This window comes from Pleurocapsa sp. CCALA 161 (genome assembly GCF_003003995.1).
Taxonomy (GTDB): domain Bacteria; phylum Cyanobacteriota; class Cyanobacteriia; order Cyanobacteriales; family Xenococcaceae; genus Waterburya.
Window position 1 is genome coordinate 47196 of the sequence record NZ_PVWF01000015.1, and the last position, 11478, is coordinate 58673.

Below are 11478 nucleotides of genomic sequence, written 5' to 3' on the forward strand. Positions count from 1 at the left end.
GGGAATTAGTGATTAATTATTTCTCTAGCCTTGTTCTTCAGAATTTGGTTCATTATTTTGTTGATTTCTGCTATTGTTTCCCGCTATTGACTGGAGGCGAGTTAGTGACTGGATGACTTGGTTTGCTTGTGGAACTGCTTGAGTTTGGATCACTCCTGAAACTGGCGCAGCAGTAGTCATAATCTTAGTTCGGCTTTGAGATTTCCAATGCTCATAGCCCAAGATGGGGAAAGAGGCCACTTTCTTCGCCAATGCCCAAAAGAAAACATAGCTTGCCAACAGTCGTTCAAATGCAGTAAAGCGTGATTCTCTTAACTCTTCAATTAAAGCCTTTTGCTCTTTACTATGTTCGCTTTGGAAGTAGACAGAATCATTGCGCAGATGGAAATGCTCATCATCGCTATTGAGAATAATCGCGTTGGTAAAACCTTTATGAGCTATTTCAGGATTAGACCCCATCACCACTACTTCTGGTCCAACATCAATATTTCGAACACCATCAGCTTGTTTCCCAGTCATAATTACAGCATTTTCTTGATGTTTGAGCTTATCGCTTTTTCTCCCGTCAGGTACCCCTAGAAACATTAAAGTGCCTCTGACAACTCGATGTCCAAAATCGTGTAACAAATCGTCCTCTGGATTAGCTCCATGCACATCAAGAGAGGCGATGCCGTATGCCGTAGCTGAGAGAAAACAATTTGCTGACATAGTTCTTCAGAAGCTGATTTACCCAGGGAACATCGCCAATAACCAAGCTTCTCTTGCCAATTCTGGCTAGCAGCTCTCTACCCTGAACGTAACGTATTCCCAGAGTCCATAACCATGAGCCAAAAATATAGATTCCGATATCGATTAAAGTGACAACAGAATTAATCAGTTGAAGAACAAAGGAATCTTGAGGTATTGGAAGTAGCCAAAGTAAACTTGCTAAGAGTGTTTTTGCTAAAGGGATTGTATAGCCAAAGGGAATTGCCCAGCCCACAGTTATTAAAATATATAAAGCGTGTATTGCCCAAGCAGTAGGAGTTTCGATAATATGCCAAGCCCACTTACGACCACTTTTAATTAGTTCTTTTTCAATCGAAGAATCAATTTTTTTCCCTGTTGGGGTTGCTCCCATAATTTGCACTACACTAACCTCAACAAAGTCATCCTTCATGTTTTCTAACACGGCAATGCTTTGGGATGTTAAAGTCATGCCAAAAGGTGGTGTTGAATTGGGCAAAGCTTGCTTAATATTTTTAGCTAAATACAATAACAACTCAGTCAAAGTCTGCTGGGCTGCTGCCACAGCAACTGTTGCTGGTTCTGACGTTCTGCGTCCACTACCATTAACAAAAATTTTGTGATAATGTTCTTCCAGCTTAGCTTCTTTGACTTTAATTACAGGCGAACCCAAAAAACTGCCCAATTCTCCAGTTAAAAGAAAAAGCTCCTTGATTTCTCCTTGACGATATAGCTGATCTAAAGCATTGATTGCCTGAATAGTTGGAAAGGTTTGACCTGATTGAGTAACAGCTAAGATGATTGAATCTTTCCCCAATTGTAAACTGCCAAAATTATGTTTTAATTGCTGCAAAATTTGATTAGAGGAAACACTACGAACATTCAGCCAGGGAAAAATAATTCTTAAATCCTGGCAAAATCTCTCTCCTAGCCAAAGGCTATTTTCTATCCCAATAATTAGCAAATCAACTGTGGGCAATTGTCTACTCAACTTAGATAATCCTGCTCTCAGCATTTTTTGCCTTTGCTGATCGAAGTTACGAGCTTTTTCGCTTAATAGTTGAACTAAATAATCTGCACTTTGACAATTAAGAGAGTCAGGATTTTTCCAATCTAACTTTATTTCTTCAAAAATAGCTGGAATTTCTTGATTATCGCTAGCAATCGGATCTTGGGTATTGCAAGTAGGATATTTTACATGAGGTAAATAAGGATGATTTTCCATAGAAATCCATCTATCTTCTAGTTGCAAATAATTTAATTCTTCGCCTTTTTCCAGAGAATAGATGCTGATTTCGTTAGCACTCACCAAAGCAATCTCTCCTTCTTTTTGGTTTAAATCTAAACGCAGAGATTGTGGAAGGTTTAAAAGCACTGCATCAACAGCAGCTGGTTCGGAGGCATAAACCATATAATTGTCTTGCTTATTAAAGCCAATTGACATTGGCTGCCCTTTTGCGCCGATCACCAGTCGTTCTTTTTCTAAAGTAGAGACGACAACTAAGCCAAAAGTGCCGATCGCTCCAGCCATGAAGGTTTTAGTCGCTAGATTGAGATCGTTATGGAAGAAAGCGTGAATTGCAGTTCTCACAAAATTGACCCTTTTTTGCCACGACCATTGACTAATCATATCGTCCTTGGCAATTACCTGGAGCACATCTTGTTCTAAACGGTACAAGTATTGGTTACAGGCAGGAGAATCGGGTGCTGACAATAATTTACGGTACAGCATAAAAGTATTTTCAAATACTTTTGCCCAGTTACTCAGTTTTAATATTGTTGCAGCCGTATTAGGAGCATCTCGATGGGGAGTTTGTCCCTCAAAGGAAGATTCGATGGAATCAGCACCCGCCAAATGATACGCTAATCTCGCCGAAGCATACCACATTCCTTTGGTTACCAAAAGATCGATCATTCCCGCAATTTTGGGGGAATCTCCCAAGGCATAATTATATGTATGCAATGCCCGCTCTAACCACAATCCCAACGCCTCATTAGATACCTCTTGGTTATATAGCGTCCAAGCATCAAAATCTCCGTTGTGGGTAATACGATGATTAATATTTTTGTCTCGACAAACCCATTGACCTTCTGTAAATTCCCAAACTCTTTCAACCCTAGCGCTCATCCATTCATGCCAGTGAGTTTCTATGATCGCAGGAGGGCCACTAGTGCCAAACCGATAATGCCATACTCCCGTAGTTGTCATTTCTAAAGGGGCAATACCGTTGTTTTGAGATTTTTGTCGAACCAACGCGAAAGCTCTCTCCAGAGAATTAGTCAGGTTATCTCGTTTACGATTAACAAGTTTATCACCGACAAAAACAAGCTGCTTGTCTTGGTTTTGGGCTATTACCAACCCCCCACCAGCTTGTTCTCCGCGTATCTCCGTTTCTCGCCCCATTTGATAATAAATGTTTGTCATCCTTTCAGACAAAAGTAGATCTTCGTCATCTTTTCGACGTTGACAAATAAAGCCAAAATTACCACAATAAAAATTTTCACCTATTCCTGTAGCCAAGGTATAAAAATCTGTCCAAGAACAAAAAGCAATTAATAAATTGGCAACGGTAAAAGCTTGACAAAAAAGTCTAAAAAAATAGGGAAGAGAAAGATTACTACTACAAATTACAAAAGCTGTTGCAGCAGCAAGTAAATTAAAAGAGATGCCCCCTATAGCTTTTGATCGTATCCGCCAAGGAACTGCATCTCCTGCTGGTATTGAAGGATAATCTTCATGCTTGATTCCTGATAGAAATGGGATGAAAATTGGCGCACCAGGAATTAATGAGCTTAATGTATTTGGGTTATTTCCAGCTTTGAGCAGATCACTAATGTTATTGAATCTTAAAGTTGATTGTCTATCTCGATCAATAGCAGATATAGCTACAGCATGAATATTGTCTGCAAAAAATAGTGTAGTATTAACAAAATTTTGTTGACATTTCAAATATTAGGTATGTAGAGGTTATGTTGTAAGTGATTGCCTATAGTCTATTAAACATTAATATTTATTAATTTTAATTAAAAATTACTTTTGTTTTTAGACTTTTTAAAAAAAGTTGCCGAAAGTTTTTCTACTAATAAAGATACATACCCAAATATGAATAGAGTATTTCGCAAACTTAACCTCCAGATTGCTCCAATACTTTTGTTTCCCCTGTTAATAACTGCATTAACAGGAATAATTCTAGGCTTAGGTAATCGTCTAGGAATTTTGCCGACAGTGGTGATTGATGCTCTCTTGGTAATTCATCAAGGCAAATTTTTAGGTGAAAAAATAACTCCTTATTATGTTTTATTTCTAGGTTTAGGAGTGCTGATAATTGGTTTAAACATTCTCATTAAAGTTAGAGATATTCTCATATCTAAAAGAACTAAATCCCTTGCCGTTAATATCTACAAAATTATAGCTTTAATGGTAGTTTTTCCTTTAGGTGTTTGTGTAGAGACTGGTGTAGCTTATCGATTGGGAACAGATTGGTTAGATCTAACTAGTCAACAAACAGCAATATTTTTGTCTCTACACACAGGAACTCCATTGACAACGATTCTTGGAATCTCTTATACATTAGTAACGGGTTTTAGCTTAATTTTATTATCTATCATAGGTGTGGAAACTAGTTTAATTACTGCTCAAACATCATTATCTCAAAATGAACTGATTTCTTCTTTGATTCCAGTTGAACAAGCATTTAAATCTCCTCTAACTTTATTAGATAATATTGCACTGCTGCGAAAAAAAATCCGTAATGTAATTATAATTTTCTCCTTAATATTTCTAGTTATTCTTTCTTTGGCAACATCAACAATTTTACTTTCATTATCAATTGTTGTTATTGTTTTCACTCTTCCTGCTTTGTTTATAGCCGAACGACTAATTCAAGAGTGGCAAGAACAGCAAGAAATTCAGCCTCAACTTGAAGACTCTGAAAGTGAAAGTGCGACTATACTTAGAGCTATTCCTGATTCTATGTTGCGAATAACCGAAGGCGGAATTTGTTTAAGCTATATTCCAGCTAAAGACGCTAACTCGTTTATAATCAGAGGAGAAATCATTGACAAACATATTAATGAGTTTTTAGATCCTAAAATAGCCTTACGGTTTATCAAGTATGCTCAGCTATCTTTAAAATCTGGTTTAACTCATTCCCACCGCTTTGATCTACCTTTAGATAATGGTGGGCGACAATATTACGAAGCAAGAATTAGTTCTATTGGGATGGCGGAAGTATTGATTATAATTCGTCAGCTTTATGATTTAAATCAAATTTTAGTCAATTCAGAGCATTCATTAAATCATAGCAGTCAAGATACAATTTTCTTGTTAAGTGAACCAGAATTAGCAGAAATTTTGGAATTGACTTTAGAACAGATTGCTCAAAACGATTACCATCACGTCATCTGCTGTTTGGTTATTGACGATTTAACTATAGACTTTAACTCAGAAGCAACTTCTAACTTACAACAAGATCCTCGACTTAGTGAAATTTTGATGTATCAGATTGCAGCTAAAATTAAGTTGCATTTATCATCAGATTATGTAGCTCGTCTAAGCGATCGCGAATTGGTCACATTAGTACTTAACTGTTCCTTAGACCAAGCATCTATATCAATTAACAAACTACGAAAAGATTTAAATAAATTTTCATTTCAGTGGCAAGGTAATGAATATCCGATTAATACCAGTGTCGGCTTGCTAGAAATTAATGCAGACAACGATAACCCAACCGATTTACTTAATGTAATCAAAGCAACTTGTAATATTGCTAAACAAAAGGTTGAGATTAAGACTTTTTGGTAATAGCGATCGCTTGCTCATCTTTATAGATTTAAAGTCAGATCAAATATGCAGTCAGCCAAAAAGTTCATTTGTATTAACTGGTTATTACTCTTGACAACTAAACAATTGCCAATATTCGTAACAAAAATTTATTTATTCTCCTCTCCGTCTGGAAAAAATTAGGTTAAATTTGGAGTTGTCTTTTGAGGGATCTTTCTGTGAATTTGAAATCATCAACGCGCAATCAGGATTCAGTTAACACTCAAACGAATACGATATTTTTCGATCCAAGCTTGATTAAAGCCGCCAGAAATATTTATCGTAGTTACTGTAATTTGAATGTTGCTACGGAAAATAAACCAAGGGGAATAGTAATTAATCGAGATAACCATCGAGGTCAATTAGCGTTTAATGCTAAGCCCATATTGTTGCCTAGAGAGTGTTTTATTCCTCTCAAGCAAATTGAAGCAGAAGTATATTAAAAAACTTGAATTATTGCTAATTATTTTTATTTATTTAAACTACAAATTAATGTAAATTAAATTATGGAAACACTGGTGATGGCAATGGGATTTGCCACAGCTTTGACCTTTGGCGTATGTATTGGTAGTTTCCTCAACGTAGTTATATATCGTATTCCCGCAAAATTATCTCTAATTTATCCCCCGTCTCGTTGTCCTCAATGTCTGCATCCATTAGGAGTTACAGAAAATGTTCCTGTGCTTGGCTGGTTATGGCTTCGAGGTTGCTGCCGTTGGTGCAAAACTAAAATTTCCAGTCGTTATCCAATTGTCGAAGCAGTCACGGGCTTGATCTTCATGGCAGTTTTTTGGCGTTTTGGCTACAGTCTAGAAACTGTTGGCTACTGTCTCTTTTTGTCCTGGTTATTGTCATTGTCACTGATCGATTTGGATACCATGACTTTACCCTCTTCTCTAACTAAATCAGGTTTAGTCTTGGGATTAGTTTTTCAGGTGGTTATCGGCTGGGAAGCGAGTCAAGGGCAAGGTGTCGCCAATGGTTTGATGTTTGGTATTGGGGGGGCAGTTGCAGGCATCTGGTTGCTAGAAATTATTGCCCTCATCGGTCTAATGATCATGGGACAGCAGGCAATGGGTGATGCAGACGGTAAATTAATGGCAACTATTGGTGCGTGGATTGGCTGGAAATATGTCTTGCTATCTAGCTTTATTGCCTGTGGGGTGGGTTCAATTGTCGGCGGTGGCGCGATCGCTTTGAGAATTATTGGTAAAAAACAGCCTATGCCTTTTGGTCCTTTTTTGGCATTAGGTGGCGTATTAAGCTTGTTTTTTGGTGATGCTCTAATTGATGCCTATCTTAAGAATTTTTGGCGTTTTTAGCTTTAATCTAGTCAATGTGAGTCAACAAAGCCACCTTTCGTAATATACATCTAACTATTGGTCTTTAATTACCATCAATAAACTCTTCGCCCTCTATTATTACTCCATCCTTGATCATCGTACTCAACGACTGAGGTTGTTCTTCCACAACAGGTTGTTTGGTGGTAATTTTAATCCCAGGCAGATGATCGAGTCTTTCTTGTGCTTGTAGAACCTGATCAATAGGAGTAAATACGGTTAAGCCTTCAGGAATACACTTAACTTCTATGGGAGTTGAACCAATCAATTCTCCATCCAAAACTACTTTTTGTGGTGGATTGGTAGTAACTTTGACCCATTTAGTGCGTAAATAGCCAACATCGTCTCGTTCGGCTGCTTCTTTGTTGCTGGCGGTTTGAAGCAGATGATAAGAAATGGCGATCGCTCCTGCTCTAGTTTGGGCAGCGATAATGGTAACATCCAATAACCCATCATCATAAACTACTCCGGCTGCGCCTTGAGCCAAGACTGAAGTAGGTGGCGCAGCATTGGCAACTGTCACGGCGTTAGCTTCAACTTCGATGATTTTATCATCGGTTTCAATTGTGGTGGTAAACTTCTCAAATTCCCTTAGCTGCTTTAATCCAGACAGAACATAGGCTAGCATTCCTAAGCGATCTTTCGCTTCGCGATCGGCATCTTCTACGGTTTCGGCTTCAAAACCCACTCCTGCCAATAAAATCATCGGCTTATCATTACAGGTTGCTGCATCTACCTTTTTAGTCGCACCATCAACAATTACCTTACATGCCGCTTCAATAGTGTCGGGAATGCCCAAAGCGTTGGCAAAAGCATTGGCTGTACCTCTGGCGATCGCCCCCAAGGGAATATTGCTATTAATTAAAGCTTCAGCTACGGCTGAAACCGTCCCATCTCCCCCAGAGGCAATAATTATCTCGGCATTGTTCGCGATCGCTTTCAAGGCTAATTCTCCTGCACTAATTTCTGGGGTAGTGTATTGAATATCGAGATCAAATGCTGGGTCTAAAATACGTTTTATCGTGGCTAACTCTTGTTTTGAGTCGCCTTGTCCAGCAACAGGATTGAAGATTAAACAGGCTGAACGATTCATAAGCTCTAAGATAAAATACTAAACAATTAAAATCAAAGCTACTCAACAAAGCAGTTGGAGATATTTTTAGCTAATTATGCCTTAATAATCAAAATCAAGTGTCTACCAAAAGAATTAATTTTAACCAATTAAAATTAAGCAAATTTTTTACTTCCTTAGCCCAAAATGCGTAAATTCTTTGGTTATCTAAATTAAAGCTAAGTTTTTGGCAGAAGTAAGCTGGAGATCGGTTAACATTACCAGCATAGCTATAATTCGGTTCTAAATTAAGTATTTAGAAATAATGGGGAAAGTTTGGTGTGAGTCCAACGCTGTCCCGCAACTGTGATGAGATAACGCAAGTTATCTCTCAGTCAGGATGCCCACCGATCGCCATAGTTCACTAAATTAATTCTGCGAGGTACAGATAATCATGGTCAACGCTTTAGTTCAAGACAATCTTAATTCTCTACAATTACCGTCCTTACCATATCAACGACCTTTACTGGCAATTGGTCACGGGACAAGAAACGATCGCGGCAGACAAACTTTCATTGATTTTGTTGAGATTTATCAAAAATTAGACACTTCTCGTCCTGTAATTCCCTGTTTTTTAGAATTGACTGAACCGACAATTAAAGAGGGTGTTGAAACTTGTGTCCAACAAGGGTATACAGATATTACAGCCCTGCCAATTTTATTGTTTGCTGCTAGACATAATAAGTTTGATGTAACCAACGCACTAGATAGTGCGCGATCTCCCTATCCTCAGATCAACTTTAGTTATGGTCGTCACTTTGGCATCACACCTAAAATTATTGAACTCTGGCGCGATCGTCTACAGGAATTAGATCAGCCTCAACATAATCCTCGTAATATTTCCCGTGAAGATACAGTCTTACTATTTGTTGGTCGAGGTTCTAGTGATCCTGATGCTAATGGAGATGTCTGCAAACTAGCTCGAATTATGTGGGAAGGTAGTGGGTACAAAACAGTAGAAACTTGTTTTGTTGGTATTACTCATCCCCGTCTAGAAGAGGGTTTTCGTCGAGCATATCTGCATCAGGCAAAACGGGTCATTGTCCTGCCCTATTTTTTGTTTACTGGCACATTAATGGAGAAGATATTTGATCTTACTGCTCAACAAGAAGAACAACATCCCGAAGTTGATTTTGCTTGTTTACCAGAGATGGGTATAGCTACTCAATTGTTAGAGGTATTTCGCGCCAGAGAGATAGAGGCACAGTTGGGTCAAGTAGCCATGAACTGCGAAATGTGTAAGTTTCGTCTTGCAGCCGCAGATATGCACGGACATGGACACGGACATGGACACGGACACGAACACCATCATGGACACCATCATGGTAGCAATGACCCCTATGCCAAGTTAGAAGATTACCATCAACGTATTTGGCAAACACCATAATTTTGGTTGCCAATTGAAATTGTATGTATATGTAGAGGTGTATAGTTATTGCCCTCTACAAATTTTGTCTAATATTTATTTAATTGATACGGAATAATAAAAAAACTATAACTATACTTCTTCCTTTGAGATCCAACTGAGCAATCCTAGAGAGTTAATACTACCAAAAAAATGTGCGCCCAAAATATTAAGCTGCGCCAAGATTAAGAATAAGTCTGCACTTCTTATTACGTGTTCTCTTTCATATACAGCAACCCCTTGAGGTCTGGCGATCGCATTGGCTACCAAAGCAACTAAACTAATCTCTGAAGCGACCAAAGCCAACAATAAACCGACTAAACTTGCTAATAAGCCGATACGGAGAAACTGAATAATTTTTGTTCTACTTGGTTGTGCATCTGGATTAACCCGCTGTAATTGTTTAGCTAGTTGGCGGTAACGATAAGCCCAATAAACTCGAAAACCTAAAGCAATCAAGCTAAAGAGCGCAATAAAAATACCTACCCCAGCCCCATTATTGGTTGCGCTTCGGCTAAAAAAGACGAGCAAGAGCGTAATTCCTGATATAGAACCTAGAAGTATATGAATCCAATAGCTGATACGGCTTAAAATGCGAAAAGTGTTGGCGAATTTGCTTTTATCGGGTAATTTTGATGTTGCTGATTTATTCATGTTTTTACATATAAGATTTATTCCCTTGTAATCCAGTTAAGTAGTCCCAAAGAATTAATAGCTCCTAATGTATGTGCGCCCAAAATTGTGATGTTGACAAAATCTAAAAATAAATCGGCTGTTTCAATTGCCTGTTGTGGCTCGTATATTCTTCCTCCTTGCGGTTGAGCGATCGCTTCGGCAATGATAGTTATTACCGTAGTTTCAGAAGCCAAAAAAGCTAAGATTAACCCTAAGAAACTTACTGACAGACCAATACGTAAAACCTGAATTATCTCTGCTCTTTCTGGTTGCACAGTAACATTGGTAGATAGCTGTTTTGCCAGACGACTATAACGCCAGTCCCAAAAAATTCTAAACCCCAAGACAATCAAACTAGCCACAGCCAGAATAATACTAACTTTGATCGCTGCATTGTTGGCAGGTGCGCCCAATTTTCGACTAAATATTATTAATCCTAAAATAATACTTGAAGTCACACCTAGGATTAAATGAACCCAGTAGCTAATTTGTGCCAAAAGCCGAAAAATGTTAGCAAATCTTTGTTTACTAGGTAAATTAGGCGAGTTTAGTTTATCTTGCATCATGAATTTCTAAAGTAAGTCTTACTATTAGATTGCAAAATAATCATAATTTTTGACTCTATCAAAAGTTATGCCTAAACAATTAATTTATTAGCTATTGCTCAGCTGGTTAAACTTGGCAAAAATGAGAAAACTTCTATCTTAAGAGAGAAATATATAAATAATATTTGAGCCTAATGTGTCAAATATAGCATTACTTGATCGCCAACAAACATTTACCTTTATTTAATATGTAATTGCTAGAGCTACATAGTTATATTATTGACTTTAGAGCAGGATATTATTAATGAGTAAATCTACTAAACTTTTTCAAAAGCAAATAATGATACTGCGATCGCAAGGTTATTCCATTGTCAAAGCTGCGGTAGAAGCTTCCGAACAACGCTTGCGCCCTATTCTCATGACAGTATTTTCCACCATCGTTGGTCTGTTTCCACTAGCGATCGCTTCTGGGGCTGGTGCTGCTGCCCGTCAATCTTTGGCAACGGCAGTAATTGGAGGGATGATTGTAGCTACTTTCCTGAGCTTAATTATCGTTCCCATATTGTATATTGTAATTTCAAGTTTTAGCGATCGCGTTGCTAAATATTTACCTTCTCCTCCTACCAGGCACAACTCATCTAAATTCCCAAAATCAAGCCGTGCGGATTTGTCAAGTCAGTGAGTAAGAGAAATTAAAGCTTTGCGGAGCAAAATACAAGCTTTGTCCGAACGTGGTTCAAAAATAAATATAGTTCGCTCAAAAATCGCCTTAATGCTACGTGAGTTCGACGAAAAAATTAGAAACAAAGAAAGGCTGAGATGTAAACTCAGAATAAGCAAAAATACTGAGTATC

10 protein-coding genes and 1 riboswitch are annotated in these 11478 nt (G+C 38.0%); of the genes, 5 read left to right on the top strand and 5 right to left on the bottom strand.

Going from position 1 to position 11478, the window contains the following annotated elements:
- Positions 1–24 precede the first annotated feature (24 nt).
- Positions 25–708 carry a hypothetical protein gene (locus C7B62_RS26070; protein ID WP_199194080.1) on the bottom strand — a complete coding sequence of 228 codons (684 nt, stop codon included), beginning with the start codon at positions 706–708 and terminating at the stop codon, positions 25–27.
- Entirely contained in the window at positions 656–3676 is a 3021-nt protein-coding gene (locus C7B62_RS05790; protein ID WP_199194081.1) for a hypothetical protein, read from the bottom strand. Before C7B62_RS05790 ends, C7B62_RS26070 begins: the two co-directional genes overlap by 53 nt.
- A gap of 153 nt (positions 3677–3829) precedes the next feature.
- On the opposite strand from C7B62_RS05790, the gene C7B62_RS05795 reads away from it, so the two are divergent.
- The 3 genes from C7B62_RS05795 (at position 3830) to C7B62_RS05805 (ending at position 6870) form a co-directional block, all read left to right on the top strand.
- The gene (locus C7B62_RS05795) at positions 3830–5530 is read left to right on the top strand and encodes a diguanylate cyclase domain-containing protein (RefSeq protein WP_146132050.1); all 1701 of its coding nucleotides are present in this window, start codon (positions 3830–3832) and stop codon (positions 5528–5530) included.
- Positions 5531–5733: 203 nt separating this feature from the next.
- Positions 5734–5991 (top strand): hypothetical protein, encoded by a 258-nt coding sequence (locus C7B62_RS05800; RefSeq protein ID WP_106233681.1) that lies wholly within the window; start codon positions 5734–5736, stop codon positions 5989–5991.
- A gap of 63 nt (positions 5992–6054) precedes the next feature.
- The gene (locus tag C7B62_RS05805) at positions 6055–6870 is read left to right on the top strand and encodes an A24 family peptidase (RefSeq protein ID WP_106233673.1); all 816 of its coding nucleotides are present in this window, start codon (positions 6055–6057) and stop codon (positions 6868–6870) included.
- Between the two features lie 64 nt (positions 6871–6934).
- Here the strand turns inward: C7B62_RS05805 and C7B62_RS05810 are convergent, their stop codons facing one another.
- The gene (locus C7B62_RS05810) at positions 6935–7981 is read right to left on the bottom strand and encodes a YegS/Rv2252/BmrU family lipid kinase (RefSeq protein ID WP_106233674.1); all 1047 of its coding nucleotides are present in this window, start codon (positions 7979–7981) and stop codon (positions 6935–6937) included.
- A 239-nt stretch (positions 7982–8220) separates the two neighbouring features.
- Positions 8221–8366, top strand: a riboswitch (cobalamin riboswitch).
- 27 nt (positions 8367–8393) lie between these two features.
- Here C7B62_RS05810 and C7B62_RS05815 point away from each other — a divergent pair.
- Positions 8394–9386, top strand: a complete 993-nt coding sequence (locus tag C7B62_RS05815; protein ID WP_106233675.1) for a sirohydrochlorin chelatase — start codon at positions 8394–8396, stop codon at positions 9384–9386.
- Between the two features lie 111 nt (positions 9387–9497).
- Here the strand turns inward: C7B62_RS05815 and C7B62_RS05820 are convergent, their stop codons facing one another.
- Together C7B62_RS05820 and C7B62_RS05825 are read right to left on the bottom strand one after the other, a co-directional pair.
- Complete coding sequence (locus C7B62_RS05820; RefSeq protein WP_106233676.1) at positions 9498–10058, bottom strand: DUF3611 family protein; 561 nt, start codon at positions 10056–10058, stop codon at positions 9498–9500.
- Positions 10059–10075: 17 nt separating this feature from the next.
- Positions 10076–10645, bottom strand: coding sequence for a DUF3611 family protein (locus tag C7B62_RS05825; RefSeq protein ID WP_233219827.1), 570 nt, complete (start codon positions 10643–10645; stop codon positions 10076–10078).
- Positions 10646–10928: 283 nt separating this feature from the next.
- Here C7B62_RS05825 and C7B62_RS05830 point away from each other — a divergent pair, with 283 nt between their 5' ends.
- Positions 10929–11306: an efflux RND transporter permease subunit gene (locus C7B62_RS05830; protein WP_106233677.1), complete on the top strand. Its 378-nt coding sequence runs from the start codon at positions 10929–10931 to the stop codon at positions 11304–11306.
- Positions 11307–11478 lie beyond the last annotated feature (172 nt).

Coding starts and splice junctions, on each gene's coding strand:
- C7B62_RS05805 (WP_106233673.1), top strand. CDS start 6,055: ATGGAAACACTGGTGATGGCAATGGGATTTGCCACAGCTTTGACCTTT.
- C7B62_RS05795 (WP_146132050.1), top strand. CDS start 3,830: ATGAATAGAGTATTTCGCAAACTTAACCTCCAGATTGCTCCAATACTT.
- C7B62_RS05820 (WP_106233676.1), bottom strand. CDS start 10,058: ATGAATAAATCAGCAACATCAAAATTACCCGATAAAAGCAAATTCGCC.
- C7B62_RS05810 (WP_106233674.1), bottom strand. CDS start 7,981: ATGAATCGTTCAGCCTGTTTAATCTTCAATCCTGTTGCTGGACAAGGC.
- C7B62_RS05830 (WP_106233677.1), top strand. CDS start 10,929: ATGAGTAAATCTACTAAACTTTTTCAAAAGCAAATAATGATACTGCGA.
- C7B62_RS26070 (WP_199194080.1), bottom strand. CDS start 708: ATGTCAGCAAATTGTTTTCTCTCAGCTACGGCATACGGCATCGCCTCT.
- C7B62_RS05815 (WP_106233675.1), top strand. CDS start 8,394: ATGGTCAACGCTTTAGTTCAAGACAATCTTAATTCTCTACAATTACCG.
- C7B62_RS05825 (WP_233219827.1), bottom strand. CDS start 10,645: ATGATGCAAGATAAACTAAACTCGCCTAATTTACCTAGTAAACAAAGA.